We start from the raw sequence: 20,141 nt of genomic DNA on the forward strand, positions 1-20,141 counted from the left end.
ACCGGTTGATCGCCGGGATGTGGATCCGGTCGACGTTGACGTACCGGATGTCGTTCGCGATGACGGTGGTGGGCGGTCTGCTGGTGACGGGGCTGGACTTTGTCGCGATCTTGTTGATGTTCTCGCAGGTGGACGTGTTGGGCGGGTACACGCTGCCGGAGATCGCTTTGCTGTACGGGCTGTCGGCGACGTCGTTCGGGATGGCGGATCTGGCGATCGGTTCGGCGGGGCGGCTGGGCACGCGGGTGCGTGACGGGACGCTGGACATGTTGCTGGTACGGCCGGCGCCGGTGCTCGCACAGGTGGCGGCGGACCGGTTCGCGTTGCGCAGAGTGGCCCGGATCACTCAGGGCGGCTTGGTGCTGGGGTGGGCGCTGGTGTCGCTGGACGTGGCGTGGACGCCGGTGAAGGTGCTGCTGGTGCCGGTGATGCTGGTGTGCGGCGGGGTGATCTTCTCGGCGGTGTTCGTGGCGGGTGCGGCGTTCCAGTTCGTGGCGCAGGACGCGGCGGAGGTGCAGGCGGCGTTCACGTTCGGCGGGCAGACGTTGTTGCAGTACCCGCCGACGGTGTTCGGCAGGGAGTTGCTGCGTTCGGTGACGTTCGTGCTGCCGTTGGCCTTCGTCAACTGGGTGCCGGCGGCCTATGTGCTGGGGCGGTCGTATCCGTTGGGGTTGCCGGAGTGGGCGGCGTTCGCCTCGCCGGCCGCGGCGCTGTTGTGCTGCGCGGCGGCGGGGCTGGCGTGGCGGGTGGGTCTCAGGTCGTATCGGAGTACGGGGAGTTGAGTGTGACCGAGGACGCTTTCATCGAGGTGGACCGGGTCGAGAAGGTCTTCGACGTGCGCAGGCGGACGGGGTTCCTCAGGCGTGAGCTGCGGCAGGTGCGGGCGGTCGACGAACTGTCGTTCTCGGTGGCGCGGGGGGAGATGGTCGGTTACATCGGGCCGAACGGTGCGGGGAAGTCGACGACGATCAAGATGCTGACGGGCATCCTGACGCCGAGCGGCGGCCGGCTGCGGGTGGCGGGGATCGATCCGTCGCGGGAGCGGACGCGGCTGGCGCACCGGATAGGGGTGGTTTTCGGGCAGCGGACGACTCTGTGGTGGGATCTGCCGCTGATCGATTCGTACCGGCTGATGCACCGCATGTACCGCATCCCGGACGGACGTTACCGGGAGAATCTCGACCGGCTGGTGGAACTGCTGGATCTGTCAGCCCTGTTGGAGGTGCCGGTGCGGCAGTTGTCGCTGGGGCAGCGGATGCGCGGTGACATCGCGGCGGCGCTGCTGCACGATCCCGAGGTGCTGTATCTCGACGAGCCGACGATCGGTCTCGACGTGGTGTCCAAGGCGCGGGTGCGGGAGTTCCTGCGCGAGCTGAACGTCGAGCGGGGTACGACGGTGCTGCTCACCACCCATGATCTGCAGGACATCGAGCAGTTGTGTTCGCGGGTGATGGTCATCGACCACGGGCGCCTGGTGTACGACGGCGCGCTCGCGGGGTTGCACGAGGTGGGGGAGAGCGAGCGGACGCTGGTGGTGGATCTGGAGCGGGAGTCGCCGCCGATCGAGGTGGGGGACGCGGCAAGGGTGGTGAGGGTGGAGGGTCCGCGTCAGTGGCTGGCGTTCCCGGCGTCGGGGTCGGCGGCGGCGCTGGTCGCGCGGATCGCGGCGGAGTATCCGCTGGTGGACCTGTCGGTGCGGGAGCCGGACATCGAGGCGGTGATCGCCAGGATGCTGTACGGGGCGGGGGGCGGCGGCGGGTCCTCGGGGGAGCGGGAGACCGTAGTGCCGGGGGCCGGGAACTCGTAGGCTGCGGGCATGACCGACGACGCAGTCCCGGACCGTTCGGACCTCCGTGCCTCCGACGCCGATCGTGAGCGGGTCGCCGAGGTGTTGCGCGACGCGGTCGCCGAGGGCCGGCTGGACATGGCGGAGTTCGAGGAGCGGCTGGAGCAGACCTACGCGGCGCGCACGTACCGGGAGTTGGCGCCGATCACGCGCGATCTGCCGGTGCCGGGGGCGGCGGCGCCGCCGGTGGTGTCGTTGCACAAGGAGCCGTCCCGGGACGGGGGTTGGGCCGGGCGGATCGTGGGCGGCGAGGGCTCGTCGACGTGGGCGGTGGCGGTGATGTCGGGCTTCCAGCGCAAGGGCCGCTGGACGGTGCCGCGGCGGTTCACGTGCGTCGCCTTCTGGGGCGGCGGGGAGATCGATCTGCGGGAGGCGGACTTCTCGGCCGGGGAGGTCGAGATCAACTGTTTCGCGGTCATGGGCGGGGTGCAGATCACGGTGCCGCCGGGGGTGGAGGTCGTCGTGCGCGGCATCGGCGTGATGGGCGGCTTCGACCAGCGGGAGAGCGGTGTGGTGGGCGAGCCGGGGGCGCCGCGGGTCGTGGTGACCGGGTTCGCTTTCTGGGGTGGCGTCGGCGTGGAGCGCAAGATGACGCGGGCCGCCCGGCGCCAGGAGAAGCTGGACCGCAAGGCGGCGAGGCGCGAGCTGCACGCCTCCTTCCGGGACGACGTGCAGGAGGCGCACCGGCGGATGCTGGACGGCCACAAGGATCTGCTGCGGGGGCACGGGCTCGGGCTCGGTCCCGGGGAGCGGCGCGGGCGCCGGGAGGAGCGGAGGGAACGCCGCCACGAGGAGTAGGCGGGGCGGCGCGCCGACGCTTCGGGTCGTCGTCGCGGTCGTCGTCGCGGTCGGATCGGGTCGCAGCTCGTCGCGGTCGCGGTCGGTCGTGTCGCAGCGGGTCGCCGTCGCGGCCCGTGGTCGTCGCGACCGGCGGACGCCGGCTGGGCGCCGGTCGTCGTCACAGGCGTGCGGGGGCGGCCGGGCCGCCGAGTTCGCTCAGGTCGACGGTGCGCGCCATCGTCCGGTAGCCGCGGTCGCTGGGGTGCAGATGGTCCCCGGAGTCGTACTCGGAGCGCAGGCTGCGCGGGTCGTAGGGGTCGCGCAGCGCCTTGTCGAAGTCGACGACCTCGTCGAACAGGCCGCCCGCGCGGATCGCCGCGTTGACCTGCTGCCGGACGCGCTCGCGCGCGGCGCTGTAGCCGCGGTGGCCGCGGAACGGCGTGAGGGTGGCGCCGACGACCCGGACGCCGCGGGCGTGGGCGCGGTCGACGAGGGTGCGCAGGCCGGCCACGATCGCCTGCGGGCCGGTGGGGTTCGGGTCGCGCAGGATGTCGTTGATGCCGAGGTCGACGACGACGGCCTTCACGTTGGGCCGGTCGAGGACGTCCCGGTCGAAGCGGTGAATGCCGCCTGCGCCGCGCAGCGGGTCGTCGACGAGGACCCGGTTGCCGCTGATGCCCTGGTTGACGACGCCGTAGCGGGGCGTGTCGCCGTCGACGGATCCGCCCGCGGCGAGCGCCGTGCGCAGCCGGCCGGCGAGGACGTCGGGCCAGCGGCGGTTCTCGCCGGCGGTGGAGGTGACGCCGTCGGTGATGGAGTCGCCGAAGGCGACGAGGGTGCCGTCGGCCTCGTTGCTGAGCACGTCCAGCGCGGTCAGGTAGCGCCAGTACACGCTGGTCGCGGTGAAGGAGGCGCCGGTGACGTCCTCGGTGGACTCGCCGTCGGCGACGTAGCTGGTCTGCCGGGCGCGCGGGTGGTAGGTCACCGGGCCGGCGGAGGCCGGGGAGTAGGTGCTGACCAGTATGTCGGCGTCGTGCGGGACGACGACGGCGACGGCATCGCTGACGGCCTGCTCGCCGGCTGCGACGACGACGGTGGTGGCTCCGCCGAAGGTGAGCCGGCGCAGCGTGGCGGGGTCCGCGGCCGCGCTGTCGTCGGCGGCGGCGACGGCGAGCGTGGCGTGGGTGACGGTCAGCGGCCGGCTGCCGTAGAGGTTGGAGAGCGTGATCCGGGCGCTGGTGCCGCCGACACCGGTGTGGACGACGTTGCGGACGGTGCGCCCGGCCATGCCGTGGGTCTCGGTGCCCGGTTCCCCGCCGGCCGGTGCGGCGGCCCAGGCCCCGACCCATACGCCGGTCGAGACGGGAGCCGCGTTGCCCGGGGCGGGGCCCGCGGCGACCGTGTCCCCGGCGGAGCGGCGCCCGGAGCCGGAGCCGTCGCCGTCTCCGGAGGCGACGCCGAGGTATATGGCGGCGGACACGCCCACGACGAGGGCGACGATCGCCGCCAGCAGGGCATAACCATGATGCTTGGCGGTCATGCGGGTGTGGTTCTCCTCGTGAGGGGAGCGGTGCTGCTCCGGATGGTGCGTGCGTGCGCCGATGGGGCACGCGTTCATGCAGGAGTTCACCGTTGAGCTCCCCCGTCTGACAGACGACGGGAACTCTTGTTCCGTTCCAGGAGTCGGTCAGGCAGGGACCATTATCAGCGTGCGGGACGCCGGCGGTGCACGGCCGAACGGAACGGGTGGAGCGGATGGATCGTACGGAGGAACCGGCGGGCGCCGGGGCGGCCCGTGCCGGAGCGGCGCGCGCGATGACCGTGTTCAGCGCCGCCGACGAGGAGAAGCGGCGCGGGGTGCGCCGGATGAAGCTCACCGCGGCGGGGCTGCTGCTGTTCGTGGCCGTGGTGTACGTCCTCGCCGAGTGGGCCGCGCACCGGGGGGCGGGCGCGTGGGCGTCCTATGCGGCGGCGGCCGCGGAGGCGGGCATGGTCGGTGCGCTCGCCGACTGGTTCGCGGTGACGGCGCTGTTCCGTCACCCGCTGGGCCTGCCCATCCCGCACACGGCGATCATCCCGAACAAGAAGGACCAGCTGGGCGTCTCGCTGGGTGAGTTCGTCGGGGAGAACTTCCTCTCCGAGGACGTGGTGCGGCAGCGGCTGCGGTCGGTGGGCATCGGCACCCGGCTGGGCGCCTGGCTGGCCGAGCCGGAGCACGCCGACCGGGTGACGGCGGAGCTGGCGACCGCCCTGCGCGGCGCGCTGACGGTGCTGCGCGACGCGGACGTCCAGGCGGTGGTCGGCGAGGCGATCACCCGGCGCGCCGACGCACAGGAGATCGCGCCGGGCATCGGGAAGCTGCTGGAGCGGATCGTCGGGGACGGCGGTCACCGGCGGGCCGTGGATCTGGTGGTGTCCAGGGCGCACGACTGGCTGGAGCTGCACGCCGACTCGGTGATGGACGCGGTGCAGGGCGGTGCGCCCGGCTGGACGCCCCGGTTCGTCGACAAGCGGATCGGTGAACGCGTCTACAAGGAGCTGCTGCGGTTCTGCGCGGAGATGCGGGACATGCCCTCCCATCCGGCTCGGGGCGCCCTCGACCGCTTCCTCCGGGACTTCGCCGTCGATCTCCAGTCCGACACCGACACGCGCGCGCGGGTGGAGCGGCTCAAGGGCGAGGTGCTGGGCCGTGGCGAGGTGCAGGACCTGATCGCGTCGGTCTGGACGGCCGTCCGCTCCATGATCGTGGCGGCCGCGGAGGACGAGCGCAGCGAGCTGCGGCTGCGGGTGCGGGCCTCGCTGCTGTCCCTGGGGGCGCGGATGGCCACCGAGCCCAAGGTGCAGGAGAAGGTCGACAGCTGGCTGGAGGGCGCGGCGGTGCACGTCGTGACGACGTACCGCAAGGAGATCACCTCGCTGATCACCGACACCGTGGCGGGCTGGGACGCGGAGCACACCACGCGCAAGATCGAGGCCAACATCGGCCGTGACCTGCAGTTCATCCGGATCAACGGCACGGTGGTGGGTTCGCTGGCCGGGCTGCTGATCTACACCGTGGCGCGCTCGCTCGGGGCGTAAAGGCGTCGGCGGCGGGAACCCGAACCGCGTTCCGCTCGATGAGGAGCGTGCCGAGGAGGGAGCCCATGACCAGCGCAGAAGCCGCCGTGCAGGCCGAGAGAGGCCGCACGATCACCACCGACATCCCTGCCCGCCTCGACCGGCTGCCGTGGTCGCGCTGGCACTGGACCATCGTCTTCGGACTCGGCACGGTGTGGATCCTTGACGGCCTGGAGGTCACGGTCGTCGGGAACATCGCGAGCCGGCTGTCCGAGCCGGGCAGCGGCCTGCCCATCACATCCGGTCAGGTCACCGGCATCGCGGCGGCGCTGTACGTGGCCGGCGCCTGCGCCGGCGCCCTGTTCTGGGGCCGGCTGACCGACAAGTGGGGCCGCAAGAAGCTGTTCATGATCACCCTGGCGGTGTATCTGGCGGCCACCGCCCTGACCGCGATCTCCTTCGACACCTGGTGGTTCCTGCTGTTCCGGTTCCTCACCGGCTTCGGCATCGGCGGTGAGTACGCGGCCATCAACTCGGCGATCGACGAGCTGATCCCGGCGCAGTACCGGGGCCGCGTCGACCTGATCATCAACGGCAGCTTCTGGCTGGGCGCGGTCGCCGGTTCGCTGCTGTCCATCGTCGCGCTGAACACGGACGTCTTCGCGGCGAACGTGGGCTGGCGGCTGACGTTCGCGCTGGGCGCCGTCCTCGCCCTGGTGATCCTGCTCGTCCGGCGGCACGTCCCGGAGAGTCCACGCTGGCTGCTGATCCACGGCCGGGACCGGGAGGCCGAGGAGATCGTCGGTGCGATCGAGCGGCAGATCGAGTCGGACCAGGGGGAGCGGCTGCCGCGTGCCGAGGGCGAGCTCACCATCCACCAGCGCCGCAGCGTCTCCTTCGTCGAGATCGCCCGCACGGTGTTCTCCGACTACCGGCGCCGCTCGATCCTCGGCTTCTCCCTCTTCATCGGGCAGGCGTTCCTCTACAACGCGATCACCTTCGGCTTCGGCGCGATCCTCACCAAGTTCTTCGACGTGCCGAGCGGCAACACCGGCTACTACTTCGCCGTCATCGCGATCGGCAACTTCTGCGGCCCGCTGCTGCTGGGCAAGCTCTTCGACACGGTCGGCCGGCGGGTGATGATCTCCTCGACGTATCTGCTGTCCGGTGTCCTGCTGTTCGGCACGGCCTGGCTGTTCGACCAGGGCTCCCTCGACGCGACGACGATGACGGCCTGCTGGTGCGCGGTGCTGTTCTTCGCGTCGGCGGGTGCGTCGAGCGCCTATCTGACGGTGTCCGAGGTCTTCCCGATGGAAACCCGCGCGATGTCCATCGCCTTCTTCTACGCCCTCGGCACCGCCGCGGGCGGCATCAGCGGCCCCCTGCTGTTCGCCAAGCTCACCGACACGGGCAAGGTCGGCGACACGGTCCTCGCCTTCTCCATCGGCGCGACCCTGATGTGCCTGGCGGGCCTGGTCGCGGCGTTCCTCGCGGTCAAGGCCGAGCGACGGTCCCTGGAGGACATCGCCAAGCCGCTGACGGCGGCGGCGACGAAGGCCCGCGAGGCGACGAAGCCGGGCGACGGCGGCCCGCGAAAGGCGACCGCCTGAACCGCGGCTGAGCCGCGCGTGAGCCGCGCCTGAGCTCCGACCGGGTGCATCTCGGCGGGCCGGGCGCGGGCGGCCCGAGCCGCGCCTGCCGCCGCCCGCCCGGTCCGTCGCCCGCTCGGCCCACCCGGTCGCCGCCCGCCCGGTCCGTCGCCCGCTCGGCCCACCCGGTCGCCGCCCGCCCGGTCCGGCCCCCGCGACCGCTGGTCTGCGGGTGCCTGGTCTGTGAGTGGTTGGCCTGTGAGTGCCTGGTCTGCGGGTGCCTGGCCCCGCGAGCTACTCGGCCGATTCCGGCGCGCGTCCCCGGCGGCGCAGCAGCAACAACCCGCCGGCCACGGCGGTGATCCCGGTGGCGGCGCTCCAGGCGGCGAGGTCGGCGGCGCCCGTGGTGGCGAGACCGCCGCCGCGCCCTGCGGCGGCGGTGTCGTTCGCGGAGGCGCGGCCACCGGGGGACGCCTGAGCTCCCCGGCCCGCCGTGTCCGCCGGCGACGTCGAGGCGGACGAGTCCGCCGCCGGGGCCGGGGCCCCGCCCGAGCCGCTGGAACCTGAACCGGACGCCCCGGCCGCCGCCGACCGGCCCCGGCCCCCGTCCGGGTCCCGGTCGCGGGTGAACGTCAGGGTGCCGAAGCCGAGTTGGTCGTATCCGCCGCTGTTGGGGCCGTAGTCCCCGCCGCCGCCCTCGGGCGCGGCCTTCGCGGCGGCACGGGTGAGGTAGGGGGCGGAGAGTCCCCGGCGCCGGGTGTAGTGGTTGGCGATCATCGCCCAGATCGGCCGGTTCATCGCCGGGTCGACACCGGCCGCTCGGGGTGCGGTCTCCGTCCCCGACCAGCCGCCGACCGCGCCCTTCCTGCGGGTGTTGGCGGTGTAGCCGACGTCACCGCCGAGGCTCCATCTGGCCACGTACTGCGCGCCCTTGAGGAAACGGCTGTCGTCGTAGCCGTACAGGTCGATGCCCTGGTTCCAGGCCATCTCGCAGAACGTGCCCATCAGGCCGACGCCGAGCAGCGCGTGGCCCTGGTCGCGCCCGGCCTCGAGCCACTCGCCGAGACCGTCGTCGTGCACGACCGGGATGGCCTTCCGGACGGCGCCGAGCCCGGAGCCGCTCTTGAAGTACTCGACGGCCTGCTCCACCCTCGCGCCGTCGTCGCAGAAGACGCCGGTCGCGAGGACGCAGGCCATGGCGGCGAGATCCCAGTTGGGCCAGTAGTTGGTGACCACGGCGCCGTTGTGCCCGACGAGGAAGCTCTCGCTGAGCGGGGAGAAGACGGTGGTCAGCGTCTTCTGGAAGCGTTCGAGCTCGAAGCCGGCGTGGTCGCGCACGAGTTCGGCGGCGTTGGCGGCCTGGTAGCCGTAGAGCCCGGCCGCGAGGAACCGGTCGGCGGAGCCCTCGATGGACGTCAGCCTCGCGGACCAGGCGTTGAGGATCGCGACGGCGGTGTCGGCGTACGCGCGCTCACCGCTGACGTGGAACCGCAGGCCGTTCTGGTAGGCGGCGTGCAGGTCGTGGTAGAGGACCGCGTAGTTCTGGGGTGAGCCTCCGCCGCGGTACACGGTCGCCTGCGGGTTGGCCGTCCAGCCGCTCTGCGCATGCCGGTTGGCGGTGAGCCTGGCGTATCCGGCCGTGCAGGGCGCGGCGCCGGCCTTCACCTCGGCGGCCATCCGGGCCAGGTCCGCGCCGGTGTGCAGGAGTCCGGGGTGGGCGTAGCCGACCGCCGTCGCCGACGGGGCCGCGGTCGCCGACGGGGCCGTGGTGACACCGACGGCGGCCGCCCCGCCTGCCGCCCCGGCGACCGCGCCCGCGGCCTTCAGCATGCTCCGGCGGCTGACGACGCCGTCCTGTCGAGGTCGGTTCAGATGCATGCAGCGGAGACGGGCGAGGACGGAACCGATAACGAAAACCGGGCCGCGGCCGCCGCCCGGAAGGCCGTCGAGGGGTGATCCGGTGAAGGCCGGCGGGGGGCTGATCACGGGGCGGGTAAGGGTTGGATAAAGTGTCCCGCCGTGGCACGTGCGAACACGTGATCCACCGTCACGTACTCGGGGGAGACGTCACCTTGCCCACCCGTCATTCGACCCTGTCGTCCAGGCTGCGCGCCGCGCCCAGCCCGCTCGCCGCCGCCGCCGCGATGGCGGCCGGGTCCCGCCCCGACCGCGTGGGGGACCCGGTCGTCCAGCGCCTCCAGTCCGGTCGCACCTGGGCGGGCGTGGCGGCGTCGGCGGGACTGCTGTTCGCCTACCCGTTGGCCGAGAGCGGCGAGGACATCCTCCTCGGCAAGGTGATGGACGTCGTCGTCGGCTGCGGGATCGCCCTGGTCGCCGGACTGATCACCCTGAGCGTCTTCATCGGCATGGCCCGCCCCTCGGTGCGCGGCGTCTACGCCCGGCGGCTCACCGGCCCCGGCACGGCGCTCGGCGTCATCGCGCTCGGCGTGGGCGTGTGCGGCGGCGGCGTCGTGCTGGGCGTGAAGCTGCTGCACGCGGAGATCATCCCGTGGGCGGACATCCGGGCCGCCGGCAACCTCGCCTGGCTCGCGTCGTTCCTGGTGTTCGTCATCGTGATGCTGATCGGCGCGATCGTCCTGGCCGTGGTGGCGGTGTTCACGCTGGCCGCCGGGGTGTTCGCACTGAACTCCTGCTTCCGCGTCGGCGACGTCCACGATCTGCTGCCCGCGCTGATCTCGCCGTTCCTGGTGTGGGCGCTGTTCGCGCTGAGCTACTCCGACGGTCCCGAGGTGGCCGCCCCGCCGCTGGTCCGCCTCGCCTTCCTGCTGGGCGGCCCGCTCTCGGTGACGGCCCTGTCGGTCTGGGAGATACGGCGGCTGAGCCACCGTTACGGCGTGACGATGCGCTCGGCGCTGGGCCGAGGCGGAGTCCCCGAGCCGACGTACACCCCGGAAGCCGCGCACACCCCGCAGCCGACGCACGCACCGGAGCCTGCGCAGACGCCGGTGCCTGCGTACGTGCCGGAGCCCGCGCAGACGCCGGTGGCTGTTCACGCGCCGACGCCGACGCCGACGTACGCACCGGGAATGCCCCACTTCCCGGTCCCGGCCCCTCTCCCGGGGCAGACCCACCTCACGGGTCAGACCTATGCGCCGGGGCCGCAATACCCGTCGCACGCCCCGAACTTGCCGTACTCCCCGTAGCCCTTTGGAGCTAGTGGCCCCCGTAGTAGGGCTCGTGGAGGCGGCGTCCGGCGGCCGGTCACGGCGGACTCTGGACCTTGTGAGCCTTGCGGGGCCTGTGGACGTTGCGGGCCTTGCGGAGCCTGTGGGCCTGCGGACCTTGCGAGGCCTGCCTTACGGGTCCTGCGGGCCTTGCGGGGCCTGTGGACCGGCGGAGAGCCGGTCCGGCACCTCACCCGCGGCGGTCGGCGACCGCCCACGAGGCCAGAGCGACGGCCCCTGCCACCCCGAAGACCGACGGCCAGGCCCCCACCTTCTTCGCCAGCGGATGCGACGCGGCGAAGGCCGCGACATACGCGGCGCTCAGCGCCCCCGCGGCCTTCCCGCCGGCCTGCTGCCGCCACTGCTGCGCGGCCGCGGCCCCCGCGACGGCGAGGACGGCCCCGCCCAGCGGCCGCTGCCGCGTCCACCGGGCCACCCCGTACCCGCCGACCAGCCCGCCCGCCGCGATCACCGCACTGGGAACCTTCGTCATGTCTGCCGCCTCCTCGCCCTGATCATCAAGCTCGCCCCCGAGGCTAACGCGCCCGTCACGTCCCCCGAAGCCCGAGCCCCGTGGACCCTCCCCCAGCGAGAACGGACCCCGAGTTGCCCGCCCTCACCACCCTCACCACGCCCGACGGCACGACGCTCGCGTACGCCGACGAAAAGCCCCCTGCCGCCACCGTGCCGGACCCCTCGCTCACCTCGGACGCGGCGGACGCCGCCGTACCGCGACCCCCCGTCCTGCTCCTGCACGGCCTCGCGGGCCACCTCGGCGAATGGGACGACCTGTCCGCCCGGCTCCTCGCCGACGGCCACCGCGTGGTGCGTCACGACGCCCGGGGCCACGGCGCGAGCACGCGCGCACCGGCGGACATGACGCGAGCGGCGGCGGTACGGGACACCGTGTCCCTCATGGACGCGCTCGCCCTGCCCCCGGCGATCCTCCTGGGCCAGTCCCTGGGCGGCCTGACGGCTCTGCTGACGGCGGCGGCCCATCCGTCCCGCGTCGCCGCCCTGATCCTGGTGGAGGCGGGTCCGCAGGGCCGGAACCCGCAACTGCCGGCGCAGATCGGAGCCTGGCTGGACAGCTGGCCGACCCCGTTCACGAGCTTCGGCCAAGCCTCCGCCTTCCTGGGCCACGAGGCGTGGGCACGCGGCCTGGACTGGCGCGAGGACGGCACCGGCCACGCCCGGGTGGACCGCGACACGATGGTCGCGGCGGTGGCCGAACTCGCCACGCAGGACTACTGGGAGCAGTGGTCCCGGGTGACCTGCCCGACCTTGGTCGTGCGCGGGGAGCGGGGCACGATGCCGGCGGCGGAGCACACGGAGATGCGCACCCGCAGACCGTCCGCCACCAGACTGACGGTCGTCCCGCAGGCCGGCCACGACGTCCACCTGGACCGCCCGACCGCCCTGCACGAGGCGGTGACCGCCTTCCTGGCCGCTGGACGAGAATGAGACGACGACCGCACTTCCTGAGCTCTCTACCGAGAATCAGACCGTGCGGGCCGGCGGTCTGCTGCGTGGGCTGGACCTTCCTTCCGGCCTCGTCGCCACCAGTGACGACTGGGGGGCGGCAAAGCCGGAAGTGGGGTTCTTCGAGCACGTCACCGAGGCAACGCCTGCGGAGCCCGGCGAGATCCTCTACGTCGGTGACCGGCTCGACAACGACATCCGCCCTGCCGTGCACGCGGGGCTCTTGACCGCTCTCATCCGGCGCGGTCCGTGGGGCAGGATCCAGCAGCGCGACCCAGACGCGGATGCGATCGCGACCATGCGCATCGACTCACAGGCGGAACTGCCGGAAAAAATCGCCAAGTTCAACGCTGAAGGGCGCTGACCGTCGTGCGCCAGTCGTAGAGACGGTCATCGGTCTTCAATGTCGAGAGGTGTGAATGAAGGCAGACAAGCCGCAGTCCCTAAAAGGCGTCCTCGTCCTCGGTACCGGCCTTGCCGATCAACTCTCGCAGGGCAGTCGGCGTGCGCCAGGACTCTCCGGGGCCGGACCTGTGGCACATCCGATGGCAGTTGGCGCATACGCATGCCATGTCGTCGAGCTTGGTCTCTCGGGTACCGGAGATGTGGAGAGGGGTGACGTGGTGCACTTCGATATAGCCCTCGCCCAGGTCTCCGTATGTGCGGGCGAAATCGAAGCCGCACACTTCGCATCGGAGAGGCCCCCCGCCTCGCCGTGCCTGGGCGATCTTCTGAGCGCGGAGTTTCGGATTCCGTTCGCGGAAGAGCGCCCAGCGGGCGAGGAGTCGTCCCTCAACGGCGCTGGCACCCGTCTCGTCGACTTCGTCAGGCTGCGGGGGGATGAGATGCAACTCGCCCGAACCGATGCCCTCTTCGATGGCTTGAGCAGCCTGGAGCATCTCCGCCTCGTGCTGAGTGAAGGCGTCGATCATGACCAGCGTGGGCTTGCCGCACCGAGTGGCCTTGCCGGTGTAGGCCCTGTGATTGGTCATGAAATCGGTTGTCTTGCGGCTGACGCTGTCAGGAGAGCGGAAGCTCGGCAGCGCGAGTGCGTCAGCCTCGTGGATGGGAAGTGAGCGGAGGAGATCCGACAGTTCCTGCACCCGGGGATCGCTGGTCCGCAACTCGCGCCAGCCGTTCTGCACCACGAGCGCTCCGGCCAGCACAAGTTCGTCCTCGGTCCACGAAGGTATTCGCATGCCCGATATCGTATGAGTGTTCGGTGGTGCGGGGTGTGTGATTTTCGGTGGACGGGGCGAATCGGAGGTTCCCCGGAAGGGGGGTCTTCAAGGGCGTGTCGGTCTGGAGCATCACTCGGCGTCTTCCAAGGTCGGCTGTTCCCGGTGCTCCTGGAGGACGGTTCCCACCAGCCCTTCGACGCTGATGGCGGCGGCGTCGGGTTCGGGTCGCCCTTCCACGAACGCCAGTCTTGAGGCGGCCAGATAGGCAAGGCGCACTGCTTGGATGACGAGTGCTCGACGCAGTCCGTCTGAGACTTCGCCCCGTTCGTGCGCCACGGCCGCGAGCCGGGAAATCGTTTCGGCGCGACGGGCTATGCGAATGTCTGGATGGCCGCGCTCGCGACGGGTCTCCTCGCTGATCAGAGCGAACCTTTCGGACGCCGGCAGTTCGACTCTTTGCGAGCGTGGCGGGATCTTCTCGTTCAGAATCGCATGGAAGCGGCTTCTCTCAATGGCTTGGAGGTAAGCCGAGTACTCGACCGCGTCGAGGTGCTTCTTGGCATCGCTGTCGTCCTTCTTGACCCCCTCGAACTCCCAGAGTGGCCAGAGCTCCATCTCCGCCACCTCGAAGACGTCGAGGATGCGCATCGCGACTGCGTCCGTCCTCTGGTTCGTCAGATGGCGGCGCACTCGCGCCCGAAGCCTTTCGTTGGTCTGCCCGACGTAGATCGGCTCACCCTCATAGTCGTAGAACGCGTAGCAGCCCCACTGGGCGTCGGACCACTTCCTGCCCTGAGGGTCCTCTGCTCCAAGGGCTCCGCTGAGCAAGTCCCGGAAGTCTTGGACCTGGGGAGCAGGCAGCGCAGAGCGCTTCGGGCCGGAACGCTTCGTCATGCGATGCAATCCTCAAAGCTGTCAGAAATCAGATGGTCGGACCGAGGGAGACTAGCTCTTCCGTATACGCATTGACCCGGGGACTGCTCGCACTGCCTGCCATGGGCAGCCGCGACCACGGTGGACGTCCATGCTCGGCCACGGCGTAGCAGCCGTAGCCGGGTTGTCTACTGAAGGACTGCGGCTCGCTGCGGCGGAACCGACTTGTGGCCCCCGGCGCCTGATAGCAGCGGCTGGAGATAGTTCTCCGTGAGCCAGGCCACCGCGTCGACGCAGACCGCGTCTCCGAAGCCCATGATGGCCTGGTTGCGTTTGGCGGGGAGGGTGTATCCAGGGGCGCCCATGAGCTTGGCGTACTCCTGGGCCGTCATCCAGCGCACGCGCATCCGCTTGCCCTTCTGCATGCGCACGACAGCTTGCTTAGAGGAGCCGCCGCGGGCGGTGCGCAGGCAGCCTGCCACGTCGTCTTCGCGGATCTCCCAGGCGGGGACGCCGTTTCGGGTGCGGCGGTAGGCCGTGCGGTAGGAGGGCTCGGGTTCGCTGCTGAGCTTCTCGACGCGGGCCTTGTTGAGGTCGGAGAGCTGGTTCTCGAAGTGGGTGACTCGGTTGCCGTCCCACCAATCGACCTCGTCGTCAGGGTCGACGAGGTCTGTCCAGCCCGTGGTGCGCAGGGCAGGGGGTTCGTGGAGGCGGGAGCGGTAGGTCGTCAGGCCTTTGTCGTCGAGGACGCGGTCGAGCCAGGAGGGGCGGAGCGCGGTGTCCCGGCGATCGTCGACGGCGAGCTTGGTCAGTTCCTCGCGTCCGGCGACGACGAAGAGACGCGGTCGGGACTGGGGGACGAAGCGGCGGCCGTCCAGGGTGACCACGTCAGCCCAGTAGCCGAGGGCGTTCAGTCGCTCGATGGCGGCCTTCATATCGGCGCCGTTGTGGCTGGTGGCGAAGCCGTTGACGTTCTCCAGCGCGATCACGGCGGGCTTCTTGCCGTCGCGCTCGCCCATGGCTTCGATCACGTCGGTGAAGTCCCAGAACGTGCTGGAATGCTTGCCCGCGAGGCCTGAGCGGCCCCCTGCGAGTGAGAGGTCTGTGCAGGGGAAGGACGCCCAGGCGAGGTCTACGGGGCCTGGGGCCAGCTCGGAGCGGATGTCGCTCGCGATCTCCCGGATGTCCCGTAGGACGTAGTGCCCGTCGGGGTCGGCGAAGTGCCTCTTGTACATGTCGTGCTTCTGGGCGTCCAGGTCGTTCGCCCAGGTGACCTTGAATCCTCCGGCGTGCTCCAGCCCCAGGCGGGCGAGGCCGATTCCGGCGAAGAATTCGGCGACCTCGAAAGGCGCCGACGCGGTGTCGGAGGCAGCGGAGTCAAGATCAGACGGGAGCTCTGTGGTCACCCGGCGATGGTACGGGAGGGCTCCGACAATCACGGTTTTGCGGACGGTTTTCAGGAGTCTCCTGGGACGGAGGCGTCGCGCCCGCACTACGGTGTGGACATGGATGGGGACGAGTCCGAGGCCGTTGAGAAGGGCACGATGGCCGAGAGGGGATCCTGGGCCTCCTCCGACGCCGTGCGGGCCAGCATGCAGGCGAACAAGAGCCGTGACACCAAGCCGGAGCTGGCCCTGCGCCGGGCGGTGCACGCACGCGGGCTGCGCTATCGGGTCGCCGCCCGCCCCATCAAGGAACTGCGCCGCACCGCCGACCTGGTGTTCACCAAGGCGCGGGTCGCCGTCTTCCTCGACGGATGTTTCTGGCACGGCTGTCCAGAGCACCACACCGTCGCCGTCCGCAACGGCGGCTACTGGGCGTCGAAGGTGGAGCGCAACCGTACGCGTGACGTGGACACGGACCAGCGGCTTGCGGAGGCGGGCTGGGCGGTCGTACGGGTATGGGAGCACGAGGACCCGATTCAGGCGGCGGCCCGGGTCGAGAAGACCGTCGCCGAGGCGAGGCGGGCGCAGCAGAGGGGCCCCGCGCTTCCGTCGGACGGCTCGAAGAGCGACTGATCGGCGGGATCAGCGCCTGCGCTGCTGATGCGGCACGGTCCGTCGCCGCAGGCCGGGCGCGCTGAAGTCCGCCGCCGGCTTGAGATCCACGGCCTTCCAGGCGGTCGTGGGCGGCGTGATCAGGGCAGACTGTTCCCAGACGAAGGCGTCGGTGTCTTCGGGTACGACGTCACGCAGTGTTTCCGGAGTGAGGCAGAGCACCTCCCCGACGTGGGCGGGGCCGAGCACGGCTGCGGTGAACGCAGAGGAATGGAAGACGACCTGCACGAGGCGCCACGTGCCGCGGCGGCGCTGAGCGGTCTCGTATTCGTGACGGGTGAGGTGGAAGCTTCCCCGCGTCTGCGGCCCGACCCCTTTCACCTCGATCTGTGCGGTGGGCGGATCACACACTTCGATGTCGTAGCCATAGGCGTCGGAGATCAGGGAGACCTGCACGGCCTCGCGGCCTGCTTGGCGCAGAGCGGAGAGGACCGCCGCCTCGGCCGCCGCTCCCAGACGTTCGCGCCAGGCGTCCTCGTCTGCCCGGCGCTGTTGGGCGGCGGCGTCGAGCAGCAGCGCGTCCAGCTCCGGCTCCAGCCAGGCGAGTGTCTTGAGGTCAGCGGCGGGAACGTAGTCGCGGACGACGGTCGCGGAGCGGACGGCCAAGGGCAGCCAGGGCGGGGGAGCGGCTGCCAGCAGTACCCGTGCCGTCGCCTGAAGGGCGCTCGACTCCAGCCCGGCGAGCATCTGCAGCTGTTCCGACGGCTGTATTCCCGTCTCTGTCTCTGTGGCGAGACCGTGCCGGGCGAGGGCGTGAGCCGTAGCACGCAGGTTCAGCGAGCGAGCCCAGTAGGGAGCCTGATCGGCGGCCGCTGCCGCCCAGGACGCGGCGTCGGCCCGTGGTGAACGGATCGCGGCATGCGCCAGGAGCAGCACGCCGAAGGCCAGGCCATGGCTGGGCAGCAGCGTCATGACCGGCGCTGCAACGCTCGCAGGAGCGCCGTCGCGTCGTCGTCCACGACGGCCGGCACGCTCTCGTCGGTGTCGGGTTCGGGCAGCGCGGCCGTCACCAGGCCGGGGTCGTTCATCAGCTGCGACAGGACGACGATCTTTTCGCGCAGTCTGTTGCTGACCGTCTCGTCGACGCTGTCCTGGCTGAGCAGAAGCGTGAAGCGGGTGACGATGTCCTCGCGTAGCCCGAGACGGTGGATGCGGTCCTGGCTCTGCAGGTAGTGACCGGCGTTGAAGGTGCGGTCGAGGTACACGGCGTGATGACACCAGTGGTGCAGGCTGACGCCCTCGCCGCAAGCGGCGGGGTTCGCCAGGAGCACATGGCAGTCGGGATCGTTGCGGAAGCGGTCGAACTCAGCGTCCCGGGTCAGCGCACCGGACGGCGCGCCGTCGGCGGGGCGTACCCCGCCGTGTACGACTGCCGGGCTGAAGCCCTTCAGCACAGCGCTCAGCAGCTTCAGGTTCCGCACGAAGGTCGACCAGACGAGCACCTTCTCGCCGCGGGCGGCCGCATCCTCCACGATCTGCCGGACCCTGCGGTACTTCCACGGGGACTCGTATTCGGCGTACTGGCGCAGCAGGTCGGATAGCGCTTCGTCGCCGCGCAGTTCCAGCGGTGGGTGCGCAAACTCGGACTGGTCGTGTTCATCAGAGCCGGCGACCAGCAGCGTCGGGTTCGTTGCTGCCTCCAGCAGATACATCATGATCCGCCCGAGCCTTGTGAAGTCGCGCCGGTCCTTCGTCGCAAGCGAGAACTCGCCCCGGTAGCGGCCCTCCAGCGCTTCGTAGATCGCCCGCTGGATGCGCCCCATCGGCTCGGCGACGATCTCGAACTCGGTGGGAGGCAGCCCCAGCCGGGACTTAGGGGTGCGGACGAAGTACCGGTGGATGGCGGCACTGGTCTCGGCTACGACGTCGGGGTCCCGTCCGTTCGCCTCGGTGTACGCGCCGCGTGGCAGGATCTTGCGGTCTTGGCCTGGATAAAGGAAGCGCATGGGCGCCACCAGGTCGTTCGCTCCCTGGGGCGCGGGGGTGCCGGTGAGGACGTCACGCCGGCGGGCGGCGAAGGCGAGGTCGAGCACGGCCCGGCCGTGCACCCCGGCCTCGCCCTTTTTGATGCGATGCGCTTCGTCGAGCACGACCTGGGTCGGGCGGCGGCTGACATAGGCGCGGATGCGGTCGTAATCCGAGGCCACCCGGTTGTAGTTGGTGACCAGGATGTCCAGATCGTCCCGCAGCAGGGTGCGCGGTCCGGTGTGGACCTCCAGCACCGGCGCCGGGTTCAGACACGCGGCCGCGTCCTCCTTCCAGGCCTGGAAGGCGGCGATCGGGCCGATCACCAGAAGCTGTTCGACGTCTCCGCGCGCCCGGCTCAACGCGAACCCGGCCAGCGCCACGGTCGTCTTGCCCGCGCCGGGCACCGAGAAGTCGGCTCCGTGCGGAAGGCTCGTCAACCGAGCCAGGTTCTCCAGCTGGAACGGCTTCAGTAGACGTTGGAATCCCGTCGCGGCGAGCTCGGCCGCCAGTGCGTCCAGGTTCACGACGGACGCGTCCCCCAGGACCCTGTCCCGCTTCCTGCGGTCCTCGGCGAGCGCGCGCAGCTGCCGACCGAGTTCGTCGCCGAACTCGATCGGCTGGCGAAAGCGCCGCCGAGCGTCCGCGACGGCCTCCAGCTCTGCGAAGAAGACGTCGACCCGGGCTTCGATCACGTCGTGCGAGCCGCCGACGACGCCGCGCTGCAACGCCTCCTGCAACAGCGCCCACGCGCCGGGGTTCGCTCCGTCATGCCGGCGCAGGACGACGACCGGACGGTCGTGCAGCTCCAGCTCGGCAGAGATCACGAGTTCTCCCGGAGCTCCGCGACGAGCTTCGCGATCCGGTTGATCTCGCTCTGGAACGCCTCCTCGTCCCACGCCGAGTGGGCGCGGCTCTTTCCGAGCAGCGACGGGATGCGCTCGAGCTCCCTGAACGCCTTGTCCGCCCGCTGGAACGGCGCATCCACCGTGTTCTGCTCGCGGTTGCGCTCCTCCGCCTCGCGGGCGGCGGCGTTGACCGCGCCGGACAGACTGCCCAACACGCTCTTCATGGGAACGGAGGAGCCGTCGGGCAGCTGCACGACGGCTTCAGGACGCCGGGTGATGACGAGACTGAGCACGTCCTCGACCACCGACTCATGGGAGCCGTCCTCTCCCATGAAATCGCTCAGCGGATCGCTCTCGTCGGTCGCTGACTCGGCGCTCTTCGCCGTGGCGAGAACCCCCTCGAGGGCCGACTCGCCCAGGAGCTCCCGCTCGACCAGCGTCTCGGCGTCCTCGCACCGCAGATGCCTCAGCTGACGGTAGTTGGCGCCCGAGAGTATGCCCAGGAAGTAGCTCTTCTTGACGCTCTCGGCCTCGTCGCGGGGCTTGTTGCGGATGTGCTTCGCCAACTCCTCGAAAGCCGACTCGTTGTCGGTGAAGTCGATGGGCAGACGCGTGCCCTGGGACTGGTTCACCAACTGGTGCACCAGCAGGAGCTTTTCGTACTGCATCCGCACATCCCCGGCCTTGCGGTGCATGCGCTGGGCGGTCTGGTCCCAGTCACGACCTGACAGCTCGTAGAGCTCCTCGATCATCATCGCCTCGTTGATCCAGGAGTAGTCCTCCCGGAAGTCCCGCGCGACCTGGAGCTCGGCCTCCAGGACCAGGATCTCCTCGGGAGTCGCGTCGGCGGGCAGCACGAGGCAGCGCACGTAGCCGAACTGCTGGTGACCTTCACGGCGAAGTGTGCGCAGTGCGGCGGTCCGGCGGTTTCCGTTGATCAGCACGCCGTCGGCCGTGACGATCGCGGGCTCTTTCTGGCCGCGCGCCAGGAGGTCCTCCTTCAGCTCGTCGAACTTCGACTGACCGGACAGGATGAGGAACTGCACCTCCTGCGCGGGCGAACCGAGGGGGTCGGAGGTGAACAGGTCATCTTGACCGCGCTGTTGCGCCTCACGCTGCTGCTCCGCCTTCGTGCGGTGGTTCTGCGTCGAGAAGCGAACCCATTCGGTGTCGAGCTCAACGAGGGGCATGCTCTTGTTCGTTCGGGGCCAAGCCGACAACGGGACGTGCCCTTCCGGCTGACGCGCGGCCAGGAAGGAACGACGGTCGGGGTCTCCC

Annotated in this window: 18 protein-coding genes; 9 read left to right on the plus strand and 9 right to left on the minus strand. The window is 70.7% G+C overall.

The annotated features are described in order from the left end of the window. The first annotated feature begins 17 nt into the window (after positions 1–17). Genes ACN6LD_RS15395 through ACN6LD_RS15405 form a run of 3 tightly spaced genes read left to right on the plus strand, consistent with a single transcriptional unit; the run spans position 18 to position 2,644 of the window. Positions 18–782, plus strand: coding sequence for an ABC transporter permease (locus ACN6LD_RS15395; protein ID WP_445043495.1), 765 nt, complete (start codon positions 18–20; stop codon positions 780–782). Beyond that, positions 779–1,807 (plus strand): ABC transporter ATP-binding protein, encoded by a 1,029-nt coding sequence (locus ACN6LD_RS15400; protein ID WP_445043454.1) that lies wholly within the window; start codon positions 779–781, stop codon positions 1,805–1,807. The genes ACN6LD_RS15395 and ACN6LD_RS15400 overlap by 4 nt, the downstream gene beginning before the upstream one ends. A 9-nt stretch (positions 1,808–1,816) precedes the next feature. Continuing rightward, on the plus strand, positions 1,817–2,644 hold the full coding sequence (locus ACN6LD_RS15405) for a DUF1707 SHOCT-like domain-containing protein (RefSeq protein WP_445043455.1): 828 nt from the start codon (positions 1,817–1,819) through the stop codon (positions 2,642–2,644). 160 nt (positions 2,645–2,804) lie between these two features. On the opposite strand, the gene ACN6LD_RS15410 is transcribed toward ACN6LD_RS15405, so the two are convergent. Then, entirely contained in the window at positions 2,805–4,166 is a 1,362-nt protein-coding gene (locus ACN6LD_RS15410; RefSeq protein WP_445043456.1) for an SGNH/GDSL hydrolase family protein, read from the minus strand. A 185-nt stretch (positions 4,167–4,351) separates the two neighbouring features. Between ACN6LD_RS15410 and ACN6LD_RS15415 the strand changes: the two genes are divergently transcribed. Beyond that, entirely contained in the window at positions 4,352–5,704 is a 1,353-nt protein-coding gene (locus ACN6LD_RS15415; RefSeq protein ID WP_445043457.1) for a DUF445 domain-containing protein, read from the plus strand. A gap of 65 nt (positions 5,705–5,769) precedes the next feature. After that, positions 5,770–7,293 (plus strand): MFS transporter, encoded by a 1,524-nt coding sequence (locus tag ACN6LD_RS15420; protein WP_445043458.1) that lies wholly within the window; start codon positions 5,770–5,772, stop codon positions 7,291–7,293. A 273-nt stretch (positions 7,294–7,566) separates the two neighbouring features. Here the strand turns inward: ACN6LD_RS15420 and ACN6LD_RS15425 are convergent, their stop codons facing one another. After that, on the minus strand, positions 7,567–9,102 hold the full coding sequence (locus ACN6LD_RS15425; RefSeq protein ID WP_445043459.1) for an alginate lyase family protein: 1,536 nt from the start codon (positions 9,100–9,102) through the stop codon (positions 7,567–7,569). Between the two features lie 242 nt (positions 9,103–9,344). Between ACN6LD_RS15425 and ACN6LD_RS15430 the strand changes: the two genes are divergently transcribed. After that, the gene (locus ACN6LD_RS15430) at positions 9,345–10,436 is read left to right on the plus strand and encodes a hypothetical protein (protein WP_445043460.1); all 1,092 of its coding nucleotides are present in this window, start codon (positions 9,345–9,347) and stop codon (positions 10,434–10,436) included. Positions 10,437–10,647: 211 nt separating this feature from the next. Here the strand turns inward: ACN6LD_RS15430 and ACN6LD_RS15435 are convergent, their stop codons facing one another. Next, entirely contained in the window at positions 10,648–10,950 is a 303-nt protein-coding gene (locus tag ACN6LD_RS15435; RefSeq protein WP_445043461.1) for a hypothetical protein, read from the minus strand. Between the two features lie 113 nt (positions 10,951–11,063). Between ACN6LD_RS15435 and ACN6LD_RS15440 the strand changes: the two genes are divergently transcribed. After that, positions 11,064–11,921, plus strand: coding sequence for an alpha/beta fold hydrolase (locus ACN6LD_RS15440; protein ID WP_445043462.1), 858 nt, complete (start codon positions 11,064–11,066; stop codon positions 11,919–11,921). 43 nt (positions 11,922–11,964) lie between these two features. Next, positions 11,965–12,303 carry an HAD family hydrolase gene (locus ACN6LD_RS15445; RefSeq protein ID WP_445043463.1) on the plus strand — a complete coding sequence of 113 codons (339 nt, stop codon included), beginning with the start codon at positions 11,965–11,967 and terminating at the stop codon, positions 12,301–12,303. A 79-nt stretch (positions 12,304–12,382) separates the two neighbouring features. Here ACN6LD_RS15445 and ACN6LD_RS15450 read toward each other — a convergent pair whose 3' ends face one another. The 3 genes from ACN6LD_RS15450 to ACN6LD_RS15460 form a co-directional block, all read right to left on the minus strand. Continuing rightward, positions 12,383–13,138 carry an HNH endonuclease gene (locus tag ACN6LD_RS15450; RefSeq protein WP_445043464.1) on the minus strand — a complete coding sequence of 252 codons (756 nt, stop codon included), beginning with the start codon at positions 13,136–13,138 and terminating at the stop codon, positions 12,383–12,385. A 111-nt stretch (positions 13,139–13,249) separates the two neighbouring features. Continuing rightward, positions 13,250–14,014, minus strand: a complete 765-nt coding sequence (locus ACN6LD_RS15455; protein ID WP_445043465.1) for a GIY-YIG nuclease family protein — start codon at positions 14,012–14,014, stop codon at positions 13,250–13,252. 167 nt (positions 14,015–14,181) lie between these two features. Beyond that, positions 14,182–15,399, minus strand: coding sequence for a DNA cytosine methyltransferase (locus ACN6LD_RS15460; RefSeq protein ID WP_445043466.1), 1,218 nt, complete (start codon positions 15,397–15,399; stop codon positions 14,182–14,184). A gap of 99 nt (positions 15,400–15,498) precedes the next feature. Between ACN6LD_RS15460 and ACN6LD_RS15465 the strand changes: the two genes are divergently transcribed. Then, entirely contained in the window at positions 15,499–16,011 is a 513-nt protein-coding gene (locus ACN6LD_RS15465; RefSeq protein WP_445043467.1) for a very short patch repair endonuclease, read from the plus strand. Positions 16,012–16,020: 9 nt separating this feature from the next. Here the strand turns inward: ACN6LD_RS15465 and ACN6LD_RS15470 are convergent, their stop codons facing one another. Genes ACN6LD_RS15470 through ACN6LD_RS15480 form a run of 3 tightly spaced genes read right to left on the minus strand, consistent with a single transcriptional unit; the run spans position 16,021 to position 20,053 of the window. Continuing rightward, a complete protein-coding gene (locus tag ACN6LD_RS15470) occupies positions 16,021–16,962 on the minus strand; it encodes a protein NO VEIN domain-containing protein (RefSeq protein ID WP_445043468.1) in 942 nt (313 codons plus the stop codon). After that, positions 16,959–18,842 (minus strand): DEAD/DEAH box helicase, encoded by a 1,884-nt coding sequence (locus ACN6LD_RS15475; protein WP_445043469.1) that lies wholly within the window; start codon positions 18,840–18,842, stop codon positions 16,959–16,961. The genes ACN6LD_RS15470 and ACN6LD_RS15475 overlap by 4 nt, the downstream gene beginning before the upstream one ends. Next, positions 18,839–20,053, minus strand: coding sequence for a hypothetical protein (locus ACN6LD_RS15480; protein WP_445043470.1), 1,215 nt, complete (start codon positions 20,051–20,053; stop codon positions 18,839–18,841). Before ACN6LD_RS15480 ends, ACN6LD_RS15475 begins: the two co-directional genes overlap by 4 nt. Positions 20,054–20,141 lie beyond the last annotated feature (88 nt).

The sequence above is a fragment of the Streptomyces sp. SAS_272 genome, from assembly GCF_052543235.1.